Genomic DNA, 25,879 nt, shown 5'->3' on the forward strand with positions numbered 1-25,879 from the left:
GACGGAGCCCGGAAATGCAAGCAGCCATCGTCGTTCGACCGATTGTCCGGGACGACAGACCGCAATGGGAACCTCTCTGGGACGGATACAATGCGTTCTATGGTCGATCGGGGCCGACGGCGCTGGCGCCGGAGATCACCCAGACGACGTGGGAGCGCTTTTTCGACGCATATGAGCCGGTCCATGCCCTGGTGGCGGAATGCGACAATCGAGTACTGGGCCTCGCGCATTACCTTTTCCACCGGAGCACGACGGCGATTGCACCCAGTTGCTATCTGCAGGATCTGTTTACGAGCGAAGAGGCACGAGGAAAAGGTGTCGGTCGCGCCCTGATCCAGGGTGTCTATGGCGAAGCCGCGCGGGCCGGTGCTCCCCGCGTCTATTGGCAGACCCACGAGACGAACGCCACTGCGATGCGACTCTACGATCAGGTTGCCGAGCGTTCAGGATTCCTCCTTTATCGAAAGCTTCTTTGAATCCGCTGAAGCTACCTTTGCCGTTCGCTTTTGATAGGGGCGCATGGATTGCGTTTGAAGGCGAACGAGGGCAGCGGCGAGATCCCGCGCCTCCTCGTAACGCGTTTCCTCGTACACGGGGACGCTGGCACGACCGTTTGCGAATGCATCGGCCGAACCTACCAGTCGATTCAGCGGCACAGCGATCCATTGCGCGAAGAGATAAAGAAGAGTGAGCGTACATAAGGCGCCGATGCCCAGGATCGTCCAGAACGAGCGAAGGAGCGCACGCACAGGACCGAATACCTCATCGGCGCGCGCGCGGACGATCAAGCTCCAGCCGAAACTCGGCATATCTTGAAACTGCACACTCGGCACCACTGCGCTGACATACTGATGGCCGTCGGGCCAATGCTCGTCGAGAGCAATAGAGGTTGCTTGACCAGCCGCTATGGCCGATCCGACCGACAGGACTTTTCCTTGCAGGTCGCTCGGACCGTAGAGAACCGTGCGGTCGCGCGAGAGCAGAAGGATATCAACACCTGGCGTCGCGAGACTTCCAATGTTTTCCCGAACCCAGTTCCAGTCGAAATGGGCTCCAATCACACCAGTCACGTCCCCGTGCGTGTTCTTGATGGGAGCGGAGAAATCGACGAAGCGCCGAGGTTCTGGCGTGGCTGGCAACAGCTTCTCCAGAAGTTTGGCATCATGCACGTCACTGGCGGATGGCCCGTTCAGGCCGCGTCGAAACCAGGGACGCTCCGCCACGCTCTGTCCCTCAAGCAATCCATTGACCGCGGCCACCACTTTGCCGTCGACGGCCGCGGCACCGATCCAGGAATAGCGCGGATCGAGCTGAGCAAGGAAAGAGAACCGACCTCTTAGCTCATCCGGAGAGGAAAGATCTGCCGTGCGAGCCATGCCATCAACGTCGCGCCAAAGGGTGTGCATCCGCCGGGCCATCTGATCGGACGCAAGTTCACCCAAAGCGCGAAGGCGATTGATGTTCACTGTCTCGACGCGCTGCTGCAGGGAACTGGCGAAAAACATGCCCGATATCAGGGCTGGCGCCAGCACAAGGATCGAGCCACCGAGGAAAATGACCACTTTTAGATTCAATCGCATAGGCTGCTGCCTCATTCATCATCGTGACGCGAACAGACGCGCCCAACCCTTCATCATGACGGCGAGATCGCCGCGTGTCGTTCCAGGAGCAGCATCGGCCGTATAGAGCTTTCGCAGCAGAAGGGAATATTGCTGCGGTGTGGTGAGCACATCGAGAATATAGCCATCCGGCGCTGTCTCGGCGATCCGCACTGCGACTTCGCCGACACCTTCAAGTTCAATAGTTCCTCTCTCACCGATGCTCAGCCCGGCAGGGCCACGAATGCGTGCACCGTCAACGCCGAGATCTGTGAGCCAACCGTAGAATCGATTGATGTCGACAGACAGGATCACCTGCTCAGTCGCGATCCGCTGCGGACGATTGACGCGGGGGCGTTCAATACAAGCAGCCATCGTGACTGCGAGCACGGCAAGGTTGTAGAGCGTCCAGAAGATGATGATGCGGATACCATCGCCTGCTCTGCTGACATGGCTAAAGAGGATGTCCCCAGTGAGCGGCAGAAGCAGGCCGAGAAGCGTCAGCACAAAAATGATGGCGAAGGGTCTCATAATCGGCCACTGGACGACAGCCTTGGTGCGATCACCACCTTTTGCTGTGACGCGAAACTTGTGTGGCCCCGGCGTAAACAATCCCATCCAGACAGCGCGGGTGATCGGCCAGGCCGCGAGAAGCTGCGATACATCGTTGAGAAGCGGCATGATCAGCCCGCCCGAGATCCAGTTCAAGGTAAACAGGACCGCGATGTAATAAGGCATGTAATAGGTGATGATGTCACTTACCGAGGCATTGACGACAATGATGCCGAAGTACCAATAGAGCAGCGGACATAGCAGGCTGACGAGGCGAAAGGGAAAGGTGGTCGTCCAAAACATCAGCGAATCGAGTAGGCTGATGCGCTGCATCAGGCGCAGACGATTGGTCCCGAACGGATTATAGACGTTGCGGATGATCTCCATCATTCCAAGACACCAGCGTCCGCGCTGGACGATGTATTCCTGCAGCCCCTCCGGCGCGAGACCTTCGGTGAGCGGCTCGTTGAGATAGACCGTCTGATATCCATGCTCGTCGAGACGAATTGTGAGAAGGAAATCCTCCGTCACGCTTTCAGTCGGAAAGCCGCCGATCGCCTTCACTCCTTCGATGCGCACCATGGAGGAGGTACCGCAGCACACCGCAATGCCCCAGCCATCGCGCGCCGGTTCGAGGTGATCGAAGAAGAACCGCTGCTCGTCGGGATAGGCCTGGGCGATACCGAGATTGTGCTGGATCGGGTCGGGGTTGAAAAAATGCTGCGGTGTCTGCACGAGTCCGACTCCCGGATCGTGAAACAGAGCCAATACGCGGCGAATGAAGTTCGGATGCGGCACGAAGTCGGCGTCGAGCACAGCGGCAAAGGCGGGTGGATCCGGATCCTGCAGCCGCTGGCGTAGGGTGTAATTGATATTGCCGGCCTTTGCATGATTGTTGTCGGGGCGGGTTCGATGTTCAGCGCCGTATTCCTGACATAGCTCAGTCAGCCAATCGCGCCGACCGTCGTCAAGGACGAAAACGCGCAACTTCGGATAGTCGATAGCTCGCGCACCGGACAAGGTGCGCTCCAAGACGGCCCGCTCCTCGTTGTATGTAGCAATGTAAAGATCGACCTGAGGTGGGTCGTCGCCCCACCAGCGGAGATGCGCGTCGGCTTCCGCATGCCGCTCTCGGCGCCGTGTCAGAATAAAGTAGGCTGAAGTCGAGGAAACCAAAGCCAAACCCTCGACAGTGAGGAAGATCCAACTCGCGATCGCATCGATGTCGAAGCTGAGCGGAGGTACTGTAGCGGTGATGCGCCAGACCATGTAGCGCCATGCCAGGATCGCCGTGAGCGCCAACAAGAAGACGCGGATCCAATCGTTGGATTTGCGTGCGAGCGGGCCGACGAGCAGGACAAGCCCCGCCACCACGGCGACGAGAGCGAAGCTCGATAAATATGTATCGAGGATCAGCATCCTACAAACCGAACCGGGCCAGCACCTCGCGGAAACTTGAGAGAGGACCGCTGGCAAAGATGACCCGCCCTGTGCGACCGATTGCGCATGAGAGATCCGGATCACTTGTCAGGTTCGGCACATCGAGGGCGACGTCGAACCGGCTCAGATGCTCCGCACTCGGACCGATGGCGAGGGTCGCATAAAGGCCTGAGGCACCAGAGCCCCCAAGGCGTGTTATGGTGGCGTCGAAGACTCTCTGGTCCGCATTGAGACGGAACTGCGCCGGCATGCCGACTTTGAGGCGGGAATAAACGGTCTCACTCACGCTGGCAGTCACCATGGTCGTAGAGCAATCCACAAGGCGCATCAGATCCTGACCACGATTCACATATTCTCCGCCGCTGACCAGAAAGTTCCAGACGATGCTTGGCTGGTCGGTGTTCAATTCAGCGGATGTGAGTTTGTTGACGCGCACCCGCTCGGCAGATACCTGCTCGCTCCCTTGCCTGAGGCGCATCTCGACTTGCCGCGACTCCGCCGCCAACTCCGCCAAACGCAGGTCGAACTCGCGGATCCGCTGCGTCGACGAGGGTGCATCGTTGTAGGAATCACCGATGAAGACGCCATTCTTCGCCGCGGCAAGCTCAGTCGACAGAAAATTGTAGCGCTGCTGCGTGCCCTGGATGTCCTGTTGAGCGACATCGTAATCTGCCTTGGCCTTGTCGAGGGTGATGTTCGTCTGCAAGCCGCGGTCATTGAGGGAGATCGTCCGCTTCAAGGCACTGTCGGCCTCGCGTAGCTTGGCTGCAGCGCTTTCCTGTGCAGCCTGGGCCTCGCCGATCCGCGCTTCGATCTGTCGGACGCGACCTTCCTTATAGTCGTTTGCCTGCGCCTGCATGATCTTGCGCGCCTCGGTCACGGCAGAAATCTGAGCCGCAATCCGTTGCCGGTCGATCTCCAGTGCGGACTGGGCACGCTCAAGGTCAATCAGGCGAGCGGTGTCAAAGCGGTCATCCGTGATATGAGCGACGGATTCCTCAGGCGAGACATGCGCACCAATGTTGCGCACCGCGAAATTCACGACGCCCTCCACGGGGGCTCGCAGAACAGCTATGCGCGCATTGACAGTGGCATCTGCACTCGTGCCGGCCAAGTGCTCGCCAACAACAATATAAAGACCTCCAATGAGGAGGACCGCTCCAAGAAAAATACGTAAGCGCTTCATCGTCTAATAGAGCCACAGTGTAACCGCGCTGAGCGGCGCTTGATCAATCCAAGCCTAGCCTTTTCGTTCCGGGAAATCCACGGATTGTCAATACACCTTGCAATATTAGAGCCAGCTTGGAGCAAAGCAGCGACCGTATTTCTCCGCCTACACTTTATGGCGGACATAATACAACCTAACCAATAAGTGCGCTCATGGAAGATTGGTTCCTAACGATGGGAACAAAAAGAAGAAAAATCGCTAAATCTTTGGATTTCAGTCTTCGATTCTTATAGTTGCCGAAGAAACTATATTACTCTGGCGTCATGACTTGGCGGATCTTGCGAAAGTTAGAGACTCAGGCGCGCTTAGACGGCGAAGCCAACCAGCTCTTGATCAAGATATCGCAGTCCGCCGCCTCACCTTTCGGCTTTTCGTCCGCCGGTTTGCGTTGCAGCGCAATGTTGCTCTGCATCGGAACCGAGCCAGATTGGCAGAAATTTAGTTCATTGGATTGCAGCGTCTCAGAGATCTTCCTTGGGCGGTAGGTTCGGGCGTTGGTCGAGCACGGCATCGATCAGACCAAAGGCCTTGGCTTGGTCGGCCGACATATAGTTGTCGCGATCGAGTGCGCGTTCCACAGCGTCGTAATCCTGACCGGTATGCTTCATATAGATCTCGATGATCCGCCGCTTCAGCGCCTCGCTCTCCCGTGCATGGATCATGATATCCGTTACCTGCCCCTGATAGCCGCCGGACGGCTGGTGAACCAGAATGCGGCTGTTGGCCAGCGCGAAGCGGTGGCCGGCCTCTCCTGCCGTCAGCAGGACCGAACCCATGGAGCCGGCCTGCCCGACGCATAGCGTCGTCACCGGACAACGGATGAACTGCATCGTGTCGTATACGGAAAATCCCGAAGTCACGACGCCGCCCGGAGAATTGATGTAGAACGAGATCTCCTTCTTCGGATTTTCGGCCTCGAGAAAGAGGAGCTGCGCCACGATCAGGGACGCTGAGGTATCATCGACCGGGCCAGTCAGAAAGACGATACGCTCGCGCAACAGCCGGGAGTAAATGTCGAAAGAGCGCTCGCCCCTGTTCGACTGCTCGACCACCATCGGGACCAGCATACTGCTATAGAGCGCAACAGGATCTCTCATCGATCATTCTCCATGTAACCAGGCAACGCTTCGCCATCTCCAGCGTCGCGGAGCACACTTGAAAGGATAGGCCAGACAGGACGTTAGGCGGCGCAGCGCAAAACAATCCCTGTGGTCTGCAAAACCCGCGTCATCGATCTCGCGGCTCGCAGCAACGAACGCCGCCGATTACCATGCGCCGACAGCGTGAAGGATTTCGCACTCTGAATGACCGGTAACCCGCTATGGATCACTCGCAAATGGGTGCCACCGGTGTGTGTCTCGGCAATCTCGAACGTCACCACCGAGTCGACAGGAGACACATCCTGATCGGGCGAGTGGATACGCCAGGAATACGACAGGCGCTGGCCGGGAGACGCATCCAGAACCTTGCACTCAACGGTCCCGCCGGCCTCGGGAGCCTGAACTTCGAAGGCCGTGCCGGCACGGGGCTCCAAAGTGTTGGGACCGAGCCATTCGGCGACGATCTCTTTTGTGCAGAGCGCACGCCATACTTTCTCCGGCGGCTCGTCCAGGTCGCATTCGACTGTGATGGATCGTGTTCTCAGGCTCATGTCTTCATCGATCATCGATCCATCCTTTTGAGCACATCCTTGAGCTTTTCGACCTTCTCCGGCCAGAAGCTGCGGTAGCGGTCGACCCAGTTGACCAGCGGCGCAAGTCCGTTCGGGTTGGCCTTGTAATACGCGAAGCGGCCCTCTCGTCGCTCCTCGACGAGGCCGGCATTCCGCAATGCCGCCAAATGCTGCGAAATCGCAGGTTGAGATACCGCGAAGCTGTCCTTCAGCTCGGATACGCTCAACTCCTGCCCGACCAGCCGCTCGAAAACGGCACGGCGGGTCGGATCGGACAAAATGCGAAAGACCTCAGCTTCGATCATGCCAAACATATAAGCACATACTTATACGATAGACAATCTCATTCTGCGATCGCAGGACGGTCGCTCCAGGTGCAGCCCATTAAGCCCGCCAAAACTCCGCGGCGCTCTCCGGAAAAGTCGACAGAATCAGCGAAAATGCGTCCCGGTCGACATGTCGCCAAAGGGCCGCGGCAACATCCAGAATGGCGCTATCGGGAGCGAAGTTGTGGTGCTGCCGAACGAATTGAACTTCGCGGGTCAAACTTGGACGATCGTCGAAGGGCCGCTTCGGTTCCCGAGGATCCCATTCCGCGACGAAGATCGCGCGAAGGATTGGCGGAAGCACGCCTGCGAAGCGAATGTTCTCTTCGACATCGAGGCGGCGGCGAAAGACAAGAAGAACGGCCTGAACCATCGTGTAGGTTTGGTTGCGCGTTGCAAGACCCGCCTCGCTGCGTGCATCTGCAAGGAAGCGCTCGAAGTCTTCCGAAGCGTGTTGGTATTCCATGGGTATCGTCATAATCGCCCACGCTCGCGGAAGAGTGCCAGCAAATCAAGAGAGGCGCTGAGGCGAAGTTGACGGATAGGCAACTTAAACGACGCGTTCGTGAGGAATGCCACGGCGCGGTCAGCGGGCGACCGCGCCGTTGAGCGCAACACCCTTAGATGATCAGAAAGTCATTCGCTGTCATCTTCAGGCCCTTGTTGACCTGCGCAAATTGAATCGGTGCCGCACGACCAGTTCCATCCGGATCGTAGGAGATCAAGCCCGTCGATGCATTGTAGATGACGCGATCCGAAGCATCATGCGCCTTCGTGCCTGTCCAGAACTCCGCCGGATCGAGAAAACCGGGGTTCCCGAGCGCCGTGAAGACGGCATCGTCGAGCATGATCGTGTCGTCGGCCACGTTGAAGTCGGTAATGCGGTCGACGTTCGTCGTGCCATTCGGCTTCGTATTGAACACGAAGGCATCGTCGCCGAGGCCGCCTGTGAGGGTATCGTTGCCGTCGCCGCCGATCAGCGTGTCATTGTTGTCAAGGCCGTATAAGCGATCATTGCCACTACCACCTCTCAAGACATTGGCGGCCGCATTGCCTGTGATGGTATCATTCCCCGTTCCGCCCGTCGCATTCTCGATGAGCGAGCGCGGATCGCCGTCGTAAAGAAGCGCGTTTGCGATGTTGCCCTGCGCTTTGTGACCGCTGCCGAGCTGCGCCAACTGCATCTGTGACAAGGTCGACCAAGCGCCGGGACGAAGATCAACGGAGAGATTCGTGGTGTAGTTCGACAGGTCGTAGGTATCGACTCCGCCGCCATCCCAGATCGTCTCGAAGATGCGGTCTGCGCCCGGTATTCCCTGCCCTTTCCCATTGATGAAGGTCTGTCCCGTCACAGGGTCGAACCGATAGACGGTGTTCTCATCATGAGTAGAGAAGTTTGCGCCATATAGATGCTGCAGCGCAGCGATATCGTCCATCATCAGAGACTGAGCATAACCCCACGTCTCGTTTTCCACATACTGTCCCGCGGCGCCAACATATGACCGATACGTCATGACGGAGTATTCCATCGAGTCATGCGCATATGGCAGGGCACCATAGACATTTGTCTCGTTGCCGTGTTTCAGACCCAGGGCGTGCCCCAGTTCATGAAGCAGGGTGTAATAGCCATAGTTGCCGAGCTGAGGCGAATCGTACCAGCCATTCGCCGTGCCGAGCCAGGTGTCTCCAGCCTCGGCATAATCGGATGGCGTGTAGGTCCAGGCGGAGGACGGAGAAGCCGACATGGCCATGCGCAGGGTCGCATGGCTCGTGGCTGTTTCCGTTAGGGGTGTAAACGTGACGTTCGCCACGTCGGAGACGGAAGCCAGCACGACCGTTGCAGCGGCGATTTGCTGGGCGTTGAGGGCTTTAAAGCCGTTCTGCGGCTCACCCAGGCCATAAGCCTGACCATAGAAGGATGCGTTGGTTGGAAAGCTATACGTGAGGTTCTGCGTATCCCACATCAGCCCTGAGAAGAGAGCATCGATGTCCTGATTGCCGGTACGCTCGACTGGAATCGTTCCCGTCATTGTGGCTCCTTTGCAGTCCTGGACGGGAAAGGCTACGAAAGTTCGCGCGAAGAAACATAACTCTTACGGGGTATAAACTGCGCTAAATCACTGCAGGATATTGAGAATTCCGACCCATCCCGAGTTTGAAACGGGTCACTGCCGGACCATAGGCACAGGTGCAGGCAGCAAATCCTTTTTCGAGGCGGCTCCCCTGGAAGCAGGGTGATTCGGCACAACCAGCAGGGGACGAGGAGATCTCCACCGTTCATGTCCGAAAACCGCGAGCGTCCGGGCGCCGACAATGGCAAGATAGTCGCATGACCCAACTCGACCCCCAAGTCTGCTACCGAGCCCTGCAATCCCGGGACCGCCGCTTCGACGGGCGGCTTTTCGTCGGCGTCACGTCCACGGGTATCTACTGCCGTCCGATCTGCCCGGCATCTACGGCGAAGTTCGAGAATTGCCGTTTCTACCTCTCTGCAGCCGCAGCACAGGAGGCGGGCTTCCGTCCCTGCCTGCGTTGTCGACCCGAGACCGCGCCCGACCTAGGCTCCTGGCGAGGAACATCCAACACCGTGTCCCGTGGCTTGGTCCTGATCGCCGAGGGCGCGCTCGATGGCGAAGGGGCGAGCGTGGAAGTTCTTGCCGAACGGCTGGGTCTTGGCGAACGCCAATTGCGGCGCCTCTTTCAGGAGCACCTTGGCGTTTCGCCCATTGCCGTAGCGCAAACCCGGCGCATTCTCTTCGCCAAACAGCTGATCCACGACACGCGGCTTCCCATGTCCGAGGTTGCCCTGGCCGCTGGCTTCGGAAGCGTCCGCCGCTTCAATGAGACGTTCCAGAACCTATACCGGCGTCCTCCGAGCGCGATCCGCAAGCGGAGCATCAGTGCACTTCCCGAAGGCTCTGCCGCGACGACAGGCGTGACGGTCCGGCTTCGCTACCGCGCTCCGTACGATTGGGATGCCATGCTGTCGTTTCTGAAGGCTCGCGCCATCGATGGTGTGGAGTGCGTCGAAGGCGGAATCTATCGACGGACCGTCCTCCTGGATGGCCAGGCTGGGACGATTGCAATCTTGCACCTCCCGGAAAAGGAGAGCCTCGAAGCCGTCATTCGTTTTCCCGAGGTCCGTGCGTTGCCTGCTATCGTAGCGCGGATCCGGCGTGTGTTCGATCTGGGTGCCGATATCATGACCGTCTCGAACCATCTGGCGCGGGATCCGCATCTCGCACGGTTGATCGAGGCACGACCGGGACTTCGTGTTCCTGGAGGCTGGGACGGTTTCGAGGTGGCCATGCGCGCCATTCTCGGGCAGCAGGTCTCGGTTAAAGCGGGTCGACAACTTGGCAGCAAGCTCGCGCGCATCTGCGGAACGACGCTTGTAACACCTCACGGAGAAGGACTTGCCCTCACCTTTCCGACAGCAGCTCAAGTGACGGACGCGGATCTGAGTTCGCTTGGGATGCCATTGGCCCGTAAGTCCGCCTTGAAGGCTGTTGCCGAGGCCGCCGTCGCCGATCCATACCTCTTCCAGCCCCTTGCCACCGTGGAAGAGACAGTCGCCCGGCTGAGTGCAATCCGCGGAATTGGCGAATGGACTGCGCATTACATTGCCCTGCGGGCCGTGCGCGAACCCGACGCCTTTCCTGCCAGCGATATCGGGCTATTGCGCGGCGCCGCAGGCGAGGATGGGGTCAGACCCTCCCCTCTGGAGCTGCAGAAGCGCGCAGAGGCCTGGCGCCCATGGCGCGCCTATGCTGCTCAGCATCTCTGGGCTGCTGACAGCAAGAGCGCATAGAGATAGCTTACGCGAACATTCATATCCTCACCGATCCACTTTCTTCATCGTCGCGCTTTGACTTCTTCGACTTGTCTTGCACCGGAGCCTCGCATGAACGCACGTCCCGACGCCGCCACTCTCTTCCACCGTCTTCATCAGGGGCCTGAGCTCCTGATCCTCGCCAATGCATGGGACGCCGGAACGGCGCGCCTGATGGAAAGCCTCGGCAGCAAGGCGATCGCAACGACGAGCGCCGGCGTCGCATGGGCCAACGGCTATGCGGATGGCGACACGCTCCCCGTTGATCGCCTCGTCGCAACCATTGAGTCGATCACGCGGGTCGTCAGCGTTCCGGTCAGCACGGATATCGAAGGCGGCTATTCCGATGATCCGACAGAGGTCGGCAAGCTCGTTTCCCGGATCGTCGATGCCGGGGTAGTTGGGATCAACATCGAGGATGGAGCGGCTCCGCCCGACTTGCTCTGCGCCAAGATCGAGAAAGCACGGAGCGCTGCAGAGGCGCGCGGCATCAATCTGTTCATCAATGCTCGCACCGACGTCTACCTGCGCTCTCTCGCGCCGCAGGAGAAGCGCGTGGAGGAAACACTGTCGCGCGCCAGACGCTATCGCGATGCAGGTGCAAGCGGCATTTTCGTTCCAGGTGCAACGGCTTCGGAGGATATCCGGCAGGTTGCCGCCGGCACCGATCTGCCGCTCAACCTGATGGCGCGCCCCAACCTTCCCGATGCCAGCGAGCTGCTGAGGTTCGGCGCACGGCGGCTCAGCGCCGGTTCCGCGCTCTCCGAAGCGCTGCTCAGTCAGCTCGCAACATTGGCGCGCTCCTTCCTTGAGACGGGAAATTCGAACGCAATCTGCATTGCGGCCAAGTCCTATGGCGAGATCAATACTTTGATGTCGCCACGCTGAGTAACACGGCCAGACCACGGCATTCTCACGGGTCGCACGCACATCATCGTTAAGCCGGAGGGAACCGAGAGCCTACGAACGCATTCAGAATTGGTTCAGTGGCAACCGACGATTCTCGGAGCCACAACAGCCCGGATGAGCGGGCCGACCATGTGGAGAATTCCATGTTGAATCGCGTTGCTTTGGTCTCTCTGACATTTGCGGGCGCTCTGATTGCCGCAGGTCCTGCAGGCGCGCAGCCCTATGGGTATCCCGACGATGGCGGCTACTACTACGGTCCCGGCCCTCGCTATGCGCCGCCGCGCTATCGCGACATGGACGAGTATCCGCCGCCGCGGCCTGTTCGGCGCGGCCCATGGGATTGCAATGCCAGCCGCTGCATCAATGTCGCGACCGGAGAGTTGTGGGAATCCACCTGCAATTATCGCGGCTGCTTCCCGTTGAGACCGGCACGACAGCGCGGATATGGTTGGTAGCGCATCACACGGATCAAGTATCTTGACGAGTGATCTTGTTGAAACGCTTGATCAATCGATCACGCTTCAATCGTGACAAGCGATCGAGCCAAAAGATTCCACCGAGCTGATCGATCTCATGTTGGAGGCAGACTGCTAGTAAACCGTCTGCCTCCTCTTCGCATTCCTTGCCATCGAGATCCTGAAACGCCACCCCGATCCGTTTCGAGCGCTCGATTTCATCGGTCATGCCGGGCATGGAGACGCTGCCTTCCACATGGCGAGCGGTATCGTCGGAATGCCATGTGATGAGCGGATTGACATAAGTTCTCGGACCGCTTTTCGGATCGAGCTCAATGACCGTCAACCGTGCTAGAACACCGACATGCGGCGCCGTAATTCCAATGCCTGGCGCGGCATGCATAGTGTCGAGCAAATCCTGCGCGAGATCCTTGAGGGCATCGTCAAATATGGTGACGGGATGAGCCGGTTGGCGCAGGCGCGGATCGGGAAAATACACGAGGGGCCGAACAGGCAAGCGTCGTCTCCATGGCAGGGCAAGCTCTCTTATTTCGATTGCATTGCCCTGCCAAGGTAAGCAGAGTCCTGAAAGGAATGACGATCTGATCTATGATCGCTGCAAACGTAGCAGCACCTCGCTGGCAGCCCGCTGCCCCTCTAGCGAGGCTCCGCCGACTGTCATGGCACCGCCGCCTGCGCTCGCCTCCCCCGCCAGCCAAACCCTGTCACCCAAAGGCACACGCAGAGCCTGCCGCGCGGCCAAGTGCCCCGGCGATACGATGGAATAGGAGCCATGGGAGTACGGATCGCTCCACCATCCGGCCAAGCGCCCACTCTTTACGGCCTCATGGATACGCCCTCCGACCATCGTAGCAAGGCGCTCGGTCGCGAAATCGATCGCTGCTCTTTCACCCGCACGGCAGACTTCGCGGGCATGATCGCCTCCGAGATAAGCGAGCACGAGCTCCTGCCCATCGGGCCAGAACTCGAAGCTTGTCGCCTCACCGCGCGAATCGATGTCACTCAGGTCGGTCGCCTCGACGGTTCCGAACCGTGACCGATCAACCCGGAGAGCAATCTTGGTCAGGGCTCCCATGTGCAAGCCGTTGAGCGCTTTCAGCGTCTCATTGGGAAGGGCTGGCGTGAAGCGCAGGCTTTCTGCCTGGAGGACACCGATCGGCACCGTCACGATGGCGGTGCGCGCCGTCACAATGCCGTTTGGCGTCTCGGCTTCGACACGGCCTTCTCCCCAGCGCAGATGTGTCACAGGGGTATTGAGACTGACCGGAACGTTCGCTCCATATCGGGCGACGAGTGTGCCGTATCCGCCGAGAGGGATGAAATCGTCGCCGCTCCAGAGCTGGTCGTAATCCTGCACGGAGACCCGTTCCGGCTCCTCTCCGAGTGCAAACAGCGTGATGCCGCCAGCGGCCGCGCTAAGCTCTGGCGCCTTGCCTTGAACTGCGTCGGCAAACGAGCCATCCAGGGACCCCGTGGCCTCGATCAGGTTTTCCAGGTCACGATAGGCCGCCCGCCGCCGCCGTCGCTCCGTCTCCGGCACTGGCACGCCGTCCCGATACACCCTGAAGCCGCCGTTCCCTTCCTCGTTGAGGGGGACATTCAGATTCTGAGCGATCTGCCGCCAGGGATTGCGCTCCGCCCAGTGAATATAATGGGCTCCGGCATCGAAATAGGCACCGAGACTCTGATCCGTAAAGGCCCTGCCCCCGATCCGCGCCCGTGCTTCGAGAACCGTGACCGTGGCACCGGCCTCGCGTAGGAGCTTGGCCGCCGTCAGTCCCGCGGCACCCGCTCCAATGACGAGGACGTCCGTCCCTGCGGCAAGAGCGCGGCGAACGAAGGGGAATGAGACAGCGCCAGCCAGAACGCCGCGTCGGGTGAGCCGCATGAAGTCGCGCCTTTGCTACAGGCTATGAGGACGATCTACATTCTTCGGTGAATGCATTGATCCACTCTAGACTGGATTGGCGCGAATTTAGGGCGTTACGCGTCGCGAAAATAGGGCTCTACGGGCCCCTTAAGCTTGATCGTAAGCGGATTTCCCGCGCGATCTTTGGTGTTCCCAACGGAGAGGCGGACCCAGCCTTCGCTGACGCAGTACTCCTCGACATTGGTCTTCTCAGTCCCCTTGAACCGTATGCCAACGCCCCGCTCCAGGATGGCTGCATCGTAATAGGGGCTCTTCGGGTCGGTAGAGAGGCGATCCGGAGGGGTATCGGTCATGAGCTGGCCTTTGGTTCAAAACGTGCTCTTGGCCATAGCCGCTCCAACGAAAATTTCCAACTATCGTACCATTGGAGAATGCCGCCCGGCTTGTGCGAACCGGACTCGTCGTCTATATAGCGTCCATATCATTAGCATGCTATCAATGTCCTCCCTATGAAATCGACCCGTGCCGATACACGCGTCGCGTTTATCGACGAGCTCACCAAAGTCAGCCGCAAGCTGCGGACCGCTTTCGACGCCAGAGTAAAGGCCAATGGCCTCACCATGGCTCGGGCACGAACGCTGCTGCGCCTTCTTCGGAAGGAAGGCGTGACGCAGACGGAACTTGCCATCGAACTGGAGATCGAGGGCCCGACCTTGGTTCGCCTCCTCGACAACCTCGAGACGCAGGGCCTTATCGAACGCCAGCCCGTCGAAGGCGACCGAAGGGCGAAGCAGATTGCCCTGACGGACGGCGGGCGCATCCAGGCTGGTCTGGTCAGCGGGCTCGCCGACGATGTGCGGGAAACCGTGCTTACTGACGTTACGGAAGATGATCTCCAGGCCGCGATCAGGGTCTTTCACGCCATGTCCCGGAACATCGAGGATATCGCATGACTGCCTTTCGTGCGCTCAGACTGCCGGAAGCTTCTCCAGACGAGGCATCGGAAACCACCTCCGCTCCGAAGCCAGTCGTTACGTCCTCCGAGACACCTCCATCACAGCCTCCTGCGGCCCCGGCTCCTCCAGCCTTCGTTCCGAAGCCACTGCCTCTCGCAGCCGCCTATATGCTGGCCTCGGTCCTGCTTGCCCTGACCCAGGGTCTCGGAATGAACCTCGTGTCTGCGAACCTTCCGCAAATTCAGGGTTCTCTCGGTGCGACCACAAACGAGGCAACCTGGTTGATGGCCGCCTATATGGCACCGAACGTCAGCCTGTCGCTGCTCCTGTTCAAGATCCGCATGCAGTTCGGCCTCCGGCGCTTCGCGGAACTGTCGATTCTCGGCTTCGTCCTCGTGTCGGGGATGCATCTCGTCGTGGACGACCTGCAATCTGCGCTCGTTGTGCGCTTCTTCAGCGGAATTGCAGCCTCACCCATGTCGTCGCTCGCCTTCCTCTACATGCTGGAGCTGTTTCCGCCGGCGCGGAAGATGAACATCGGTCTTTGCCTTGCGCTCACGAACACGGCCATCGCCATGCCGGTTGCGCGCCTCATCTCACCTGCGCTGCTCGATATCGGGCAATGGCACGGGCTTTACTTGATGGAGATGGCTCTTGCGCTCCTGAGCGTCGCCGCCGTCTACCTTCTTCCACTGACGCCGCAACCGCGGGCGAAAGTGATCAGCCTTCTCGACGTCGTCAGTTATGCGCTCCTGGCGATAGGCTTCGGAGCCTTGGCGATCGTCCTCTCTCTTGGGCGCCTCTATTGGTGGTTCGAGGCGCCCTGGATCGGCATTCTCCTGGCCGTCGCGATCGCTTCGCTGGCAGGAATGGCCATGATCGAGCTCAGCCGCAAGACGCCGCAGATCGACGTGCGATGGCTCACAAGCCGGGAAATCCTGCATTTCACCGGAGCTTTGTTCCTGTTCCGTATCGTTCTCGCCGAGCAGTCGAGCGGCGCCTTCAGCTTCTTCCAGATGCTCGGCCTCCTGAATGATCAGATCACGACCCTGACATGGATCATCCTCGCGGCCAGCATCAGCGGCGGACTTGCTTGCGCCGCCGTGATGAAGACTGGGCGAGAGCCCGTCATCCATGTCGTATCCCTTTGCCTGATCGCGATCGGAGCCTATGTGGATAGCCAAGCGACCAATCTGACCCGACCCGCTGAAATGTATGTCAGTCAGGCGATGATTGCGTTCGCGAGCGCGCTCTTTCTTCCACCCGCACTTGCCACCGGGATGATGTCGGCCTTGAAGAAGGGGCCGAACTACATTTTGAGCTTCTTCGTCGTGTTTCTGCTGACACAGAACCTCGGAGGGCTTCTTGGCTCCGCCTTCTTCGGCACTTTCGTCACCTGGCGCGAGAAATTTCATTCTCATGCGCTCGTGCAGCATGTCACGCTCATCGACCCGCTCGTGGCGCAGCGCACGACGCAGCTCGGCGGGGTCTATGCACGCGTCTTGACCGATCCCGCGCTGCGCAATGCCGAAGGCGTTGCGCTGCTTGCACAGCAGGCGACCCGCGAGGCAAACGTTCTTGCCTATAACGACGCCTTTCTGCTCATCTCCGCCCTTTCCGCCTTCGCTCTTATCGCCCTTCTCCTGCATATGGGGATTGCCGCGCTGGGACGACGCGCCACCAATCTCCAACCTGCAACGACCTGATCGAACTTCCATTCGCCATGACACGTCTGTTCCGCTCGACCGCAACTCTCATCGCTCTCTGTCTCGGCATCGCCGGCGCGGCTTTGGTGCTTTATGCTTGGCGTCTTCCGCCCTTCACCAGCACCATCGAGACCACGGACAATGCCTATGTCCGGGGTCAGGTGACCCTGATCAGCCCGCAATTGGCGGGCTACATTTCCGAAGTTTCGGTTCAGGACTTTCAGAAGGTCAAAGCAGGACAGGTCCTCGCCCGGCTCGACAGCCGCATCTATGAGCAAAAGCTGAAGCAGGCTCAGGCCAGTCTCGCGGTACAGAAGGCTGCCCTCGCCAATTCCGAGCAGAAACGCCGATCCGACGAGGCGCGGATCGCAGCCGGAGAAGCACAGGTCAACGGTGCAAAGGCGGCCCTTGCAACGGCCGAAGCCAATTGGAGCCGCGTCGAGCCACTTCTTCAACGGGGCGTGACCACGCAAAGCCAGGCGGACCAGGCCCGGTCTGCACTCGAACAGGCCCGCGCCTCCTTGAGCCAAGCCCAGTCCGGCCTTGAGGTGTCGCGACAGGATCTGGCGACGACGCTGGTCAATCGTCAGTCTCTCGAAGCGGCTGTGCAAAGCGCGGAAGCGGCGGTGCATCTTGCCGAAATAGACCTGCAAAATACCGCTATCACTGCGCCGCAGGATGGGCGCCTGAGCGAGGTCGGCGCGCGTCTCGGGCAGTACGTGGCAGCCGGGAGCCAACTTATGGCTATCGTGCCGGACACGGTCTGGGTCATCGCCAATTTCAAGGAAACGCAGCTGGCGGACATGAGGGTCGGCCAGCCGGTGACGTTCACGGTCGACGCGCTGGAGCATGCCAGCCTTCACGGTCACCTTGAGCGGTTCTCGCCGGCGGCCGGCTCAGAATTCAGCGTTCTCAAGCCTGATAATGCGACGGGAAACTTCACCAAGGTGGCTCAACGCGTCCCCGTCCGTGTCACCATCGATCCCGGCCAGGAGCTCTCAGGACACCTCGCGCCGGGGATGTCGGTCGTGGTCAGCATTGATACCGCAGCGCCCACCAAAACACGGGCTGCGGGTGGCTGAGATGGGATCGTTTCAATAGGTCTGCCAGAGTCCCGGGGTTGCAAGCTCCAGCAGGTGGCCATCGGGATCACGAAAGTAGATGCTCTGGCCGCCACGGGTCCAGACAGTCCGCCCTTCGATTGCGACGCCGAGCTTTGCAAGTCTCCTCCCCCAGGCTTCAAGCTCGTCCGCGGTCACCGCAAACGCAATGTGCTGCTGACCAGCGGCATCGTGAGGTGGGATAGTCCCCCCGGGCAGAATAATGGTTTCGGTTGTCGAACCGCGCTGGAACAGCAGCAGGATGCCTTTACCCGCCACATCAAAGGCGCAGAGCCGCTGATCGGAGAAGAGAGGTTTGAGCTCCAGAACCGTCTCGTAGAAGCGTCGCGCCCGCGGAACATCCTCCACATAGAGAGCCGTTTCGAGCACCCCATTCAGTTGTGGCATTCTCACCTCCACCGTCGGGCATGATAATCCCAGGTCATGTCCAGGGCGCTGTCGCAATCAGGACCAATATCCGGGCCGTGTTCCCCTCGCCCGACTTTGGCTCTAGTTTCAGCGGCCTGAGAATCGACCGCATCTAAGATGTTCCATGCCGACCACTCTTTCCACCATCGGGTTCGACGCTGACGATACGCTCTGGCAGAACGAGCATTTTTTCCGCCTGACCGAGGAGCACTTTATTTCCCTGTTGGCCGAACACGGGGAGAAGGACGTTCTGTCGAGCCGGCTCCTCGAAGCCGAGCGGCGCAATCTCAAGCTCTACGGCTATGGCATCAAGGGCTTCACCCTCTCGATGATCGAGACGGCCATCGAAGTGACCGAGGGACGCGTCCCGGCAACGGTGATCGAACGGATCCTCGCCGCCGGTCGCGAAATGTTGAGCCATCCGGTCGAGACTCTTCCGCATGTGCGGGAAACATTGGAACGGCTGACCGGGCACTATCGCATCCTACTGATTACCAAGGGCGATCTGTTCGACCAGGAACGCAAGCTCGCACAATCGGGACTCGGCGAGCTGTTCGATGCGGTGGAGATCGTCAGCGAGAAATCCGCGTCGACCTATGAGCGTGTCTTCACCCGGCACGGAGACGGACCCGCGCACAGCATGATGGTCGGAAACTCATTAAAATCCGACATCGTGCCCGCCATCGAAGCCGGGAGCTGGGGGGTCTATGTGCCCCACAAGCTGACCTGGGCCATGGAACATGCGGAAGAGCCTTCTGCGGAACCACGCTTCAAGCGTCTGGAGCATTTGGGCGAGCTGATCAATCTGATCGACGTGATCCGCTGATCTTGCGATCAGCGTTGGTTCAAGATCAGGGCAATCTCGGCCTCGGCCAGGATCCGATAATCTCCCGGCGCCAGATCGTCCGGCAGAGACAGACCCCCCATTCGATCGCGATGCAGGGCAGTGACGTGGTTGCCCACTGCAGCGAACATGCGCCTGACTTGGTGGTACCGTCCTTCGGTAAGCGTCACGTAGGCGCTGGTGGATGAGAGAACCTCCATTGCAACCGGTAGAAGCGGCTTGTCTTCGCTCTCAAGCATCAAGGATCCGGACGCGAAGATCTCCGTTTCGTCTCCGCGCAGGGGCCGGTCGAGCGTCGCATGATAGCGCTTGGTCACCTGGCTGCGGGGAGAGATGACGCGATGAAGGAAACCGCCGTCATCGGTCATCAGCAGGAGACCCGAAGTCTCCTTGTCGAGCCGGCCGATGGTGGAGATCGCCGGCTCCCGGCGGCGCCATCGTGGCGGCAAAAGCCCATAGATTAGAGGCCCCGCCTCCTTGTGGGAGCAAGTGACGCCGAGCGGCTTGTTCACCATCAGGACGACCCCGGGCAGCGGATCGAGCGGTTCGCCGTCGATATGCATGCGCGCCGTGAGATCGCGCGTCACGGCGATCCGTTGATCGGCGTCCTCCAGTGCCTTGCCGTCCAGGGTTACGGCGCCGGAATCCACGAGATACTGCACTTCGCGGCGGGAGCCATAGCCGAGATTGGCAAGCAACCTGTCAAGCCGAAGGGTCGGCGTCTTGCTCATTTGAGCGCCTCGTAGATCTTGTAGCCGCTTCCCTCAGCACGCGACGTAACGCGCCGGAAGAGCGGCTTCATCACAGCTTCGTAAGGGAGGTGGCGATTGGCGACGAGCCAGCAGACGCCACCCGGGCGCAACGCTTCGGCTGCGCGCCGAATAAAGTTCTGGCCCAGTGCGCGGTCCTCCGTGCCCCCGTCATGGAATGGTGGGTTCATGACGATAAAATCGAGCCCGCCCTCCCCCACGCCGCTGACGCGAACATCTGCCCAGAGCACGTGTGCTCTGGCATCAGTGACGTTCCGGCGCGCGGCTTCCACAGCCCGCCGATCGATGTCGAGAAGCGTCAACTGCGTTACTCCGGATGAGGCGAGAATGGCACGAGCGAGCGTGCCGAGGCCGCAGCCGAGATCGGCACCGCGACCGGAAAAAGCGGGAAGATATTCCAGGAGCAGTGCGGTACCGGGGTCGAGCCGATCCCAGCTGAAAATGCCCGGCTGCGACCAGAGGCCGAGGTCTTCTACATACCGCATCGCCCCAGCCGCGATCGCCTCATCAAGGCCCGTGATCGCTTCAGCTCGTCCGGCATGACAGATCCGGTAATGTCGTCGGGCGCCTTCGGTGACCGAGCAGCCGAAGGCTTCGAGCTCCTTGCGTAGCCGGGAGCCGCCCTTGTCTTTCGGGGCGAGGACGATCATACGCCCCTCGGGCGCCAATGCCTTCAGACCCAGTACCAAGGTATAGCGGCGCTCCAGCGTGCCAGGTGGCGCCAGCACGGTGAGGCTCGCAAAGGCCCCCTCCGCACAGGTTTCCAGCGACTGCGCGCCGGGGATCAGTGGAGAGTATTGGGTAGCATCTGTCGGCACAGCGGCCAGCTCCGCCGGCGGGATGCCGTAAACGCCATCGGATTTCGTCTCGTCCAAACTGCCAAGTCCCTGCTGATTTGCAGGTGCTCCTATAGCGGTGCGCGCTTCGAAGGGCGACCCCTCAATGACACCTTCTAAAGGCTCAGCTCGTTGTCTCGGTGCAGCGATGCCATGTCTGGGATGGCCGGTCTGCTCCGCCGAAGCGGATCTGAACAGCAATCTCGCTTATGAGCCGCATGGCGACTTCCTGACCTCCATCCGGCTCGTTCGCCGGAGCTGTATAGAGGAAGGAATGGCGGGTATAGGCTCCCTGCATGCGCGTCCCGCCCGGCGTCACGATTGTCGGGCCTGCGATGGAGAGGTGGCGCCCGTCGTCGCTGCACCAGTTCCCGTCGATCGCATCGGCAAAGGCGGGCTGCAGACCAAAGAGCGTCATGAGGCCGACGGCAGCCAAAAGAATACGTCTGGAGCGTGTCATTGCGACGGCCTCCCTCGGCGACGAATTTCCTCGCTTGGAACCATGTTTCCCCAGACGGTCCAAGACGTCAATCAGGCGTCGTCTTGGATCTCCCTTGGCTTAAGCCCAAAGTCCTTCTTTTGCAGCTCTGCACCGCGTGTAAAGTGAGAAATCTGTATTGGCCGAGATGATCGGCGGGGTCTTGCGCGCGACCGCTCAACCCATGCCGACATAGACGACCCGAGGCCGTTCTCACAGAATGCCGGAAGGCCGCCTAACTTTTTTGCGTCAGTTGCGAATCCTTTCCTCAGAAGTAGCCCGGTCCGCCTGTCGCCTCACCCTATATGCCTAAGGCAGCCGGGATTCGATTGTGCCTCCGCATGGAGCACCTTCCGAGGACAACGAGCGGCGAAGGCTTTGCCCGTCCGGGCCAAGCTTCATCGTGTCGTCATGCGTAGCCCGCACTGACGGCATCACCACGCACCGGCCCAAAGCCGGCCAGACAAGGGAACCATGGCATGCCGACGATCACGACTCACGACGGTGCTCAGATCTTCTACAAGGACTGGGGCAAAGGGCAGCCAATCGTGTTCCACCACGGCTGGCCGCTGAGCGCAGATGACTGGGACGCGCAGATGATGTTCTTTCTCCGCAACGGCTATCGGGTAATCGCCCATGACCGCCGCGGCCATGGGCGCTCGACCCAGACGGACGGCGGTCACGAGATGGATACCTACGCAGCGGACGTAGCGGCCTTGGCAGACGCTCTCGATTTGAGGAACGCCATCCATGTCGGCCACTCTACAGGCGGCGGAGAAGTGGCCCGCTACGTAGCCCGCCATGGCAAGGGTCGCGTGGCGAAAGCTGTCCTGATCGGCGCCGTACCGCCGATCATGGTCAAGTCCGATAAGAATCCGGGCGGTCTGCCTATGGAGGTGTTCGACGATTTTCGCACGCAGCTCGCGGCCAACCGCGCCCGGTTCTATTGGGACGTACCGATTCCCTTCTATGGCTTCAATCGGGAAGGTGTGCAGATTTCCGAGCCGATCCGCCAGAACTGGTGGCGTCAAGGCATGATGGGTGCCATCAACGCTCACTACGAATGTATCAAGGCCTTTTCGGAAACCGATTTCAACGATGATCTGAAAGCGATCGACGTACCGACGCTCGTCATGCACGGTGACGACGATCAGATCGTGCCTATCGCCGATTCCGGCCTCCTGTCGGCCAAGATCCTGAAGAACAGTACGCTCAAGGTTTATCCAGGCTTTCCCCATGGCATGTGCACGACGCATGCTGACGTCATCAATCCCGATCTCCTCGCCTTTATCAAGGGATCGTGACGTGTCGCCCATTATATTGGGGAGGCCATATGGCCTCCCCATTCTCAAGACCCAGCCTCTCAAGCGAAGCCGGCATGAGCTCGGCTGTTCTGCATGCCAACACTGCCGTGTGATATTGCAACTCTACGCCTCGCTTTGCGTTGGCTCCTCGTAGAGCGGATGAACTGCTCCGATGACGATGGCTCAATCCGAGGAGTGACGACATGCGTAGTCTCTTAATCACGACAATTGCCGCAGCCGCGTTCGCCCTTGGCGGCAGCGCAATGGCACAGACCCCGGTTCCGAATGCGAGCGGCTCGCAAACGACCAATCCTCAAACCTATGGTGCGACTGCCAATCAGCCTCAGGCAGGCCAGCAGATGCATCCACAGAAGCGAAAGGCGACCCCTCAACATCATGCCGCACGCAGGCATCATCCGGTGACGACGACCGGAAGTGTGAGACATGGCTGGACGCCGCGGACCCCAGTTCCGAACGCAAGCGGATCGCAGGTGACCAATCCCGACACCTACCGGGCTACTGCCTACCAGCATCGGCGGTAAGCGGAGTCGCTCGTCGTGTCCTGACCTGATAGCTTTGTTCGGGCACGACGAGATATCGCCTGGACGAGGGTAGCGGTGTATAGCGACAGGGCATTGTTGAGGACCCACTATGACGTCGCGGCGCATTCCTCTCGTTGAGCCGAAGGCCAATATCTCAGAGAGTTTGATCGAGACTCTCGTCCGGACATTCTATGGGCGGGTCCTCGAAGATGAGACTCTCGGCCCGATTTTCCGCGAAGTCATTGGAAACCGCTGGGACGAACACCTTGCGACGATGGTCGATTTCTGGTCCTCAATCGTCCGTAGCACCGGGCGTTATTCTGGTAAGCCTCATCTCGCGCATCAGGATCTGGGTCTCGATCTCGCGCATTTCGATCTATGGCTGAACCTGTTCGAAACAACGGCGCGTGATGTATGTCCGCCCGACGCGGCCGAACTCTTTATCGATCGCGCCCATCGCATCGCGGACAGCCTTCAGATCGGCCTCGACATCGGTCCGAAAGCCCTTCGCCTTCCCAAAAAGGCCGGATCGGGACCGTCCTCTGCATAGCAGCGCTCGGCAAGCGTTCTAGACCGCCTGTCCCGCACACCAGCCCGAAGACCATGCCCATTGGAAATTATAGCCGCCGAGCCATCCAGTCACGTCGACGACTTCTCCGATGAAATAAAGACCGGGGACGGATTTCGCCTCCATCGTTCTCGAGTCCAGATCCTTCGTATCGACACCGCCCAGCGTCACTTCCGCCGTGCGATAGCCTTCCGAACCGGCCGGCTTGAAGCGCCAGCGATTGACCGCGTCTGCAATGTTTCGAAGAACTTTGTCGGAAAGATCGGCGAGGTTGCCTGCAATCTTCTCCGTCTCGACGATCAGTTGCGCCAAACGCTTGGGCAGAAAATTCGCCAACACCGTCTGTAGCGCTTGGCGCCCATTTTGCGCCCGTGCCCTGCGCAACTCCTCGAAAAGGTCGACGCCTGGCAGCATGGCGATGCTGATCTCCTCTTCTTCACGCCAATAGGACGAGATCTGAAGGATTGCAGGACCGCTCAGGCCGCGGTGGGTGAACAGCATGGCCTCGGAGAACTGCATCTTCCCGCATGCTGCAATCGAATCCACCGAAACGCCTGCGAGAGGTTTCAAACGTTCGAGGAGATGAAGCTCGAGGGTGAACGGCACGAGGGCCGGACGCGTCTCCGTGATGCCGATCCCGAACTGTCGAGCGAGATCGTAGCCGAAGCCCGTTGCTCCCATCTTCGGAATGGACTTTCCGCCCGACGCGACAACGAGCGAGCGGCAGTGCAGAGAGCCTTGTGACAAGCGGAGGCGAAAGCCCTCCGCATCCCGCACGGTTTCTTCCACCACCGTGTTGAGGCGAAGTGCTGCGCCATAAAGCTTCATCTCGTTCACGAGCAGGTCGACGACCTGCCGCGACGAGCCATCGCAGAACAGCTGGCCCAATGTCTTCTCGTGATAGGCGATGCCGTAACGCTCCACGAGAGCGACGAAGTCATGCTGCGTGTAGCGCCGCAGCGCGGATATGCAAAAGCTGGGATTTTGGGAGATATAATTGCGCGGCGCAGCATTCAGGTTAGTGAAGTTGCAGCGCCCGCCTCCGGAAATGCGGATTTTCTCGCCGGGCGCCGAGGCATGGTCCAGCACGACGACGGAGCGTCCGCGCTTGGCAGCCTCGATGGCACACATCATCCCTGCCGCCCCGGCGCCGATCACCGCCACATCGACCTGCTCCACGTCTCGTCATTCCCTTGCAGACGGCGCACCGCACATCGTCAAGCGCCTGTTTCAATGCCGTTTTGCTAGACGATCGGCGGCATACTCTGCAAGCGGCAGAGACGTCAGGTCGCGACATTGCGAGGGGTCTAGGCTGCGCCAGGCTGCTCGACCAGGGCTGGCGCTCCCATCCGCGGACGTGCCTTCGCCTTGAGAGCCGCTGCGTCGACAGCCTGGACGACGGCTTCGGCATCGAGATGCTGGATCATATGACCGAGCCCTGGCAAGGCCATGAAGACACTGTTCGGGAGATCGTCCTGCAGCCGCTCCGATTGGCGGTGCGTATCGACGATCTCGTCATCCTCACCGGCCACGATCACCGTCGGCACCGTCACCTCCGGATAATGCCCCTGCAGATCCATCGTAGCGGCGATCAGAAGAGCGGTATCCTCGGACGCTGCGCGCAGATGCAATGGACGCATGACCAACGCCTTGGGAAAGTGCTCGTCGAAACGCTGCGGCACGGGAGCCGGTGCGAAGATCTTCCTGATGAGTTTGGGCAGGATCATTTGCGTCACGAGAGGCGATATCGTGTGGCGCATGAAATCGCCGATGACGGGGATCGCCGGCGAGGAAAAAAGAACGACGTCGGCACGGGCCGTCGGATAATAATAGCCGGAGAGAAGCACGAGGCCGCGCACGAGCGCAGGTGCTTCGAGCGCCATGGCCAGAGCAATCAGCGTCCCCCAGGAATGCCCGAGGACCAAGGCATTCCTGACGCCGAGCATGTTCAGCGCCTCTGCGAAGAGCCGCGCATAGGCACGAGGCGTCCACAACCGGCGCGGACGAGAGCTGTAGCCGAAGCCTGGCCGATCGAACACGATGACGCGATAGTTCCGAGCCAAACGGTCGACGATCCCGCTGAGCAGGAAATCCTGGATCATGGAACCGTTGCCGTGGAGAAGCACGAGCGGCTCCCCACTTCCCCGCTCGATATAATGGAGACGCACGCCGTCCACATTCATGAAGCGGCCGATTGGCGGATTTTCCTGCTCCGCCTCCGCCGTCTGCCTGCGTACGTAGAGGGCGGCCGCTGCAGCGACAGCCGCTACACCGCCGACGACCGCCGGAACCAGCCATGAGGATGACGGCAAATGAGACGAGACCGCCCTCCCCTGGGGGCGGTACAAGGCACGCCGATCTCCGGTCTCAGGCATGAGATATCTCCCTGGTCACAAGGAACGAACGCCTGACCTCAGGTCTGGTTGCTGCGGCGCAACATCCC

The 25,879-nt window shown here is 60.0% G+C and carries 28 protein-coding genes; 11 read left to right on the plus strand and 17 right to left on the minus strand.

What is annotated here, in order from left to right; translation table 11 throughout:
* Window positions 1-14: 14 nt before the first annotated feature.
* Window positions 15-476: a GNAT family N-acetyltransferase gene (locus tag K9B37_RS06975; protein WP_224312349.1), complete on the plus strand. Its 462-nt coding sequence runs from the start codon at window positions 15-17 to the stop codon at window positions 474-476.
* Here the strand turns inward: K9B37_RS06975 and K9B37_RS06980 are convergent.
* From K9B37_RS06980 to K9B37_RS24765, 8 genes are all read right to left on the minus strand, one after another.
* A complete protein-coding gene (locus K9B37_RS06980) occupies window positions 444-1,580 on the minus strand; it encodes a cache domain-containing protein (protein ID WP_224312350.1) in 1,137 nt (378 codons plus the stop codon). The two genes, K9B37_RS06975 and K9B37_RS06980, sit on opposite strands and share 33 nt — an antisense overlap.
* Window positions 1,581-1,598: 18 nt before the next feature.
* On the minus strand, window positions 1,599-3,569 hold the full coding sequence (locus K9B37_RS06985; RefSeq protein WP_224312351.1) for a glycosyltransferase family 2 protein: 1,971 nt from the start codon (window positions 3,567-3,569) through the stop codon (window positions 1,599-1,601).
* A gap of 1 nt (window position 3,570) precedes the next feature.
* Window positions 3,571-4,632 carry an HlyD family secretion protein gene (locus K9B37_RS24875; RefSeq protein WP_224312352.1) on the minus strand — a complete coding sequence of 354 codons (1,062 nt, stop codon included), beginning with the start codon at window positions 4,630-4,632 and terminating at the stop codon, window positions 3,571-3,573.
* A 647-nt stretch (window positions 4,633-5,279) separates the two neighbouring features.
* A complete protein-coding gene (locus K9B37_RS06995) occupies window positions 5,280-5,915 on the minus strand; it encodes an ATP-dependent Clp protease proteolytic subunit (RefSeq protein WP_224312353.1) in 636 nt (211 codons plus the stop codon).
* Window positions 5,916-5,998: 83 nt separating this feature from the next.
* Entirely contained in the window at window positions 5,999-6,484 is a 486-nt protein-coding gene (locus tag K9B37_RS07000) for an SRPBCC family protein (RefSeq protein ID WP_224312354.1), read from the minus strand.
* Window positions 6,481-6,795: an ArsR/SmtB family transcription factor gene (locus tag K9B37_RS07005; protein ID WP_224312355.1), complete on the minus strand. Its 315-nt coding sequence runs from the start codon at window positions 6,793-6,795 to the stop codon at window positions 6,481-6,483. The genes K9B37_RS07000 and K9B37_RS07005 overlap by 4 nt, the downstream gene beginning before the upstream one ends.
* Before the next feature lie 79 nt (window positions 6,796-6,874).
* Window positions 6,875-7,294, minus strand: a complete 420-nt coding sequence (locus tag K9B37_RS07010) for a DUF2267 domain-containing protein (protein ID WP_224312356.1) — start codon at window positions 7,292-7,294, stop codon at window positions 6,875-6,877.
* 142 nt (window positions 7,295-7,436) lie between these two features.
* Window positions 7,437-8,846: a M10 family metallopeptidase gene (locus K9B37_RS24765; RefSeq protein WP_305072137.1), complete on the minus strand. Its 1,410-nt coding sequence runs from the start codon at window positions 8,844-8,846 to the stop codon at window positions 7,437-7,439.
* 299 nt (window positions 8,847-9,145) lie between these two features.
* On the opposite strand from K9B37_RS24765, the gene K9B37_RS24880 reads away from it, so the two are divergent.
* The 3 genes from K9B37_RS24880 to K9B37_RS07035 all read left to right on the plus strand — a co-directional run bounded on the left by K9B37_RS24880 (window position 9,146) and on the right by K9B37_RS07035 (window position 12,012).
* Entirely contained in the window at window positions 9,146-10,627 is a 1,482-nt protein-coding gene (locus tag K9B37_RS24880; RefSeq protein WP_369414243.1) for a DNA-3-methyladenine glycosylase 2 family protein, read from the plus strand.
* A gap of 93 nt (window positions 10,628-10,720) precedes the next feature.
* Complete coding sequence (locus K9B37_RS07030; RefSeq protein WP_224312357.1) at window positions 10,721-11,536, plus strand: isocitrate lyase/PEP mutase family protein; 816 nt, start codon at window positions 10,721-10,723, stop codon at window positions 11,534-11,536.
* Between the two features lie 164 nt (window positions 11,537-11,700).
* Window positions 11,701-12,012, plus strand: a complete 312-nt coding sequence (locus K9B37_RS07035; RefSeq protein ID WP_224312358.1) for a hypothetical protein — start codon at window positions 11,701-11,703, stop codon at window positions 12,010-12,012.
* A gap of 13 nt (window positions 12,013-12,025) precedes the next feature.
* On the opposite strand, the gene K9B37_RS07040 is transcribed toward K9B37_RS07035, so the two are convergent.
* The 3 genes from K9B37_RS07040 to K9B37_RS07050 all read right to left on the minus strand — a co-directional run bounded on the left by K9B37_RS07040 (window position 12,026) and on the right by K9B37_RS07050 (window position 14,256).
* Window positions 12,026-12,529 carry a peptide deformylase gene (locus K9B37_RS07040; protein WP_224312359.1) on the minus strand — a complete coding sequence of 168 codons (504 nt, stop codon included), beginning with the start codon at window positions 12,527-12,529 and terminating at the stop codon, window positions 12,026-12,028.
* A 90-nt stretch (window positions 12,530-12,619) separates the two neighbouring features.
* On the minus strand, window positions 12,620-13,921 hold the full coding sequence (locus K9B37_RS07045; protein WP_224312360.1) for a flavin monoamine oxidase family protein: 1,302 nt from the start codon (window positions 13,919-13,921) through the stop codon (window positions 12,620-12,622).
* A 95-nt stretch (window positions 13,922-14,016) separates the two neighbouring features.
* Window positions 14,017-14,256 carry a DUF3297 family protein gene (locus tag K9B37_RS07050; RefSeq protein WP_224312361.1) on the minus strand — a complete coding sequence of 80 codons (240 nt, stop codon included), beginning with the start codon at window positions 14,254-14,256 and terminating at the stop codon, window positions 14,017-14,019.
* Window positions 14,257-14,412: 156 nt separating this feature from the next.
* On the opposite strand from K9B37_RS07050, the gene K9B37_RS07055 reads away from it, so the two are divergent.
* The 3 genes from K9B37_RS07055 (at window position 14,413) to K9B37_RS07065 (ending at window position 17,647) form a co-directional block, all read left to right on the plus strand.
* Complete coding sequence (locus K9B37_RS07055; RefSeq protein WP_224312362.1) at window positions 14,413-14,856, plus strand: MarR family winged helix-turn-helix transcriptional regulator; 444 nt, start codon at window positions 14,413-14,415, stop codon at window positions 14,854-14,856.
* A gap of 170 nt (window positions 14,857-15,026) precedes the next feature.
* Entirely contained in the window at window positions 15,027-16,565 is a 1,539-nt protein-coding gene (locus K9B37_RS07060; RefSeq protein ID WP_224312523.1) for an MFS transporter, read from the plus strand.
* 17 nt (window positions 16,566-16,582) lie between these two features.
* Window positions 16,583-17,647 (plus strand): HlyD family secretion protein, encoded by a 1,065-nt coding sequence (locus tag K9B37_RS07065; protein ID WP_224312363.1) that lies wholly within the window; start codon window positions 16,583-16,585, stop codon window positions 17,645-17,647.
* A gap of 12 nt (window positions 17,648-17,659) precedes the next feature.
* Here K9B37_RS07065 and K9B37_RS07070 read toward each other — a convergent pair whose 3' ends face one another.
* A complete protein-coding gene (locus K9B37_RS07070; RefSeq protein ID WP_224312364.1) occupies window positions 17,660-18,073 on the minus strand; it encodes a VOC family protein in 414 nt (137 codons plus the stop codon).
* A 145-nt stretch (window positions 18,074-18,218) separates the two neighbouring features.
* Here K9B37_RS07070 and K9B37_RS07075 point away from each other — a divergent pair, with 145 nt between their 5' ends.
* Complete coding sequence (locus K9B37_RS07075; protein ID WP_224312365.1) at window positions 18,219-18,920, plus strand: HAD family hydrolase; 702 nt, start codon at window positions 18,219-18,221, stop codon at window positions 18,918-18,920.
* Between the two features lie 8 nt (window positions 18,921-18,928).
* Here K9B37_RS07075 and K9B37_RS07080 read toward each other — a convergent pair whose 3' ends face one another.
* From K9B37_RS07080 to K9B37_RS07090, 3 genes are all read right to left on the minus strand, one after another.
* On the minus strand, window positions 18,929-19,669 hold the full coding sequence (locus K9B37_RS07080; protein WP_224312366.1) for a pseudouridine synthase: 741 nt from the start codon (window positions 19,667-19,669) through the stop codon (window positions 18,929-18,931).
* Entirely contained in the window at window positions 19,666-20,583 is a 918-nt protein-coding gene (locus tag K9B37_RS07085) for a class I SAM-dependent methyltransferase (RefSeq protein WP_224312367.1), read from the minus strand. The genes K9B37_RS07080 and K9B37_RS07085 overlap by 4 nt, the downstream gene beginning before the upstream one ends.
* Window positions 20,584-20,668: 85 nt before the next feature.
* The gene (locus K9B37_RS07090; protein ID WP_224312368.1) at window positions 20,669-21,004 is read right to left on the minus strand and encodes a hypothetical protein; all 336 of its coding nucleotides are present in this window, start codon (window positions 21,002-21,004) and stop codon (window positions 20,669-20,671) included.
* A gap of 497 nt (window positions 21,005-21,501) precedes the next feature.
* On the opposite strand from K9B37_RS07090, the gene K9B37_RS07095 reads away from it, so the two are divergent.
* The 3 genes from K9B37_RS07095 to K9B37_RS07105 all read left to right on the plus strand — a co-directional run bounded on the left by K9B37_RS07095 (window position 21,502) and on the right by K9B37_RS07105 (window position 23,418).
* Window positions 21,502-22,326: an alpha/beta fold hydrolase gene (locus K9B37_RS07095; RefSeq protein WP_224312369.1), complete on the plus strand. Its 825-nt coding sequence runs from the start codon at window positions 21,502-21,504 to the stop codon at window positions 22,324-22,326.
* A 203-nt stretch (window positions 22,327-22,529) separates the two neighbouring features.
* Complete coding sequence (locus K9B37_RS07100; protein ID WP_224312370.1) at window positions 22,530-22,868, plus strand: hypothetical protein; 339 nt, start codon at window positions 22,530-22,532, stop codon at window positions 22,866-22,868.
* 109 nt (window positions 22,869-22,977) lie between these two features.
* A complete protein-coding gene (locus K9B37_RS07105) occupies window positions 22,978-23,418 on the plus strand; it encodes a group III truncated hemoglobin (RefSeq protein WP_224312371.1) in 441 nt (146 codons plus the stop codon).
* 18 nt (window positions 23,419-23,436) lie between these two features.
* Here K9B37_RS07105 and K9B37_RS07110 read toward each other — a convergent pair whose 3' ends face one another.
* Window positions 23,437-24,615 (minus strand): BaiN/RdsA family NAD(P)/FAD-dependent oxidoreductase, encoded by a 1,179-nt coding sequence (locus tag K9B37_RS07110; protein WP_224312372.1) that lies wholly within the window; start codon window positions 24,613-24,615, stop codon window positions 23,437-23,439.
* Window positions 24,616-24,743: 128 nt separating this feature from the next.
* Entirely contained in the window at window positions 24,744-25,811 is a 1,068-nt protein-coding gene (locus K9B37_RS07115; RefSeq protein WP_224312373.1) for an alpha/beta fold hydrolase, read from the minus strand.
* Window positions 25,812-25,879 lie beyond the last annotated feature (68 nt).

The sequence above is a fragment of the Microvirga puerhi genome (genome assembly GCF_020089865.1).
In the GTDB taxonomy this organism is placed as follows: domain Bacteria; phylum Pseudomonadota; class Alphaproteobacteria; order Rhizobiales; family Beijerinckiaceae; genus Microvirga; species Microvirga puerhi.

What these genes read in the sequence shown, in the direction of transcription:
- K9B37_RS07010 (WP_224312356.1), bottom strand. Translation starts at nt 7,294, where the DNA reads ATGACGATACCCATGGAATACCAACACGCTTCGGAAGACTTCGAGCGC.
- K9B37_RS07005 (WP_224312355.1), bottom strand. Translation starts at nt 6,795, where the DNA reads ATGATCGAAGCTGAGGTCTTTCGCATTTTGTCCGATCCGACCCGCCGT.
- K9B37_RS07045 (WP_224312360.1), bottom strand. Translation starts at nt 13,921, where the DNA reads ATGCGGCTCACCCGACGCGGCGTTCTGGCTGGCGCTGTCTCATTCCCC.
- K9B37_RS07035 (WP_224312358.1), top strand. Translation starts at nt 11,701, where the DNA reads ATGTTGAATCGCGTTGCTTTGGTCTCTCTGACATTTGCGGGCGCTCTG.
- K9B37_RS07060 (WP_224312523.1), top strand. Translation starts at nt 15,027, where the DNA reads ATGCTGGCCTCGGTCCTGCTTGCCCTGACCCAGGGTCTCGGAATGAAC.
- K9B37_RS07030 (WP_224312357.1), top strand. Translation starts at nt 10,721, where the DNA reads ATGAACGCACGTCCCGACGCCGCCACTCTCTTCCACCGTCTTCATCAG.
- K9B37_RS07055 (WP_224312362.1), top strand. Translation starts at nt 14,413, where the DNA reads ATGAAATCGACCCGTGCCGATACACGCGTCGCGTTTATCGACGAGCTC.
- K9B37_RS24880 (WP_369414243.1), top strand. Translation starts at nt 9,146, where the DNA reads ATGACCCAACTCGACCCCCAAGTCTGCTACCGAGCCCTGCAATCCCGG.
- K9B37_RS07000 (WP_224312354.1), bottom strand. Translation starts at nt 6,484, where the DNA reads ATGATCGATGAAGACATGAGCCTGAGAACACGATCCATCACAGTCGAA.
- K9B37_RS06995 (WP_224312353.1), bottom strand. Translation starts at nt 5,915, where the DNA reads ATGAGAGATCCTGTTGCGCTCTATAGCAGTATGCTGGTCCCGATGGTG.
- K9B37_RS07065 (WP_224312363.1), top strand. Translation starts at nt 16,583, where the DNA reads ATGACACGTCTGTTCCGCTCGACCGCAACTCTCATCGCTCTCTGTCTC.
- K9B37_RS07105 (WP_224312371.1), top strand. Translation starts at nt 22,978, where the DNA reads ATGACGTCGCGGCGCATTCCTCTCGTTGAGCCGAAGGCCAATATCTCA.
- K9B37_RS07070 (WP_224312364.1), bottom strand. Translation starts at nt 18,073, where the DNA reads ATGCCACAACTGAATGGGGTGCTCGAAACGGCTCTCTATGTGGAGGAT.
- K9B37_RS24765 (WP_305072137.1), bottom strand. Translation starts at nt 8,846, where the DNA reads ATGACGGGAACGATTCCAGTCGAGCGTACCGGCAATCAGGACATCGAT.
- K9B37_RS06985 (WP_224312351.1), bottom strand. Translation starts at nt 3,569, where the DNA reads ATGCTGATCCTCGATACATATTTATCGAGCTTCGCTCTCGTCGCCGTG.
- K9B37_RS07095 (WP_224312369.1), top strand. Translation starts at nt 21,502, where the DNA reads ATGCCGACGATCACGACTCACGACGGTGCTCAGATCTTCTACAAGGAC.
- K9B37_RS07115 (WP_224312373.1), bottom strand. Translation starts at nt 25,811, where the DNA reads ATGCCTGAGACCGGAGATCGGCGTGCCTTGTACCGCCCCCAGGGGAGG.
- K9B37_RS07075 (WP_224312365.1), top strand. Translation starts at nt 18,219, where the DNA reads ATGCCGACCACTCTTTCCACCATCGGGTTCGACGCTGACGATACGCTC.
- K9B37_RS07100 (WP_224312370.1), top strand. Translation starts at nt 22,530, where the DNA reads ATGCGTAGTCTCTTAATCACGACAATTGCCGCAGCCGCGTTCGCCCTT.
- K9B37_RS06980 (WP_224312350.1), bottom strand. Translation starts at nt 1,580, where the DNA reads ATGCGATTGAATCTAAAAGTGGTCATTTTCCTCGGTGGCTCGATCCTT.
- K9B37_RS07090 (WP_224312368.1), bottom strand. Translation starts at nt 21,004, where the DNA reads ATGACACGCTCCAGACGTATTCTTTTGGCTGCCGTCGGCCTCATGACG.
- K9B37_RS07050 (WP_224312361.1), bottom strand. Translation starts at nt 14,256, where the DNA reads ATGACCGATACCCCTCCGGATCGCCTCTCTACCGACCCGAAGAGCCCC.
- K9B37_RS06975 (WP_224312349.1), top strand. Translation starts at nt 15, where the DNA reads ATGCAAGCAGCCATCGTCGTTCGACCGATTGTCCGGGACGACAGACCG.
- K9B37_RS07080 (WP_224312366.1), bottom strand. Translation starts at nt 19,669, where the DNA reads ATGAGCAAGACGCCGACCCTTCGGCTTGACAGGTTGCTTGCCAATCTC.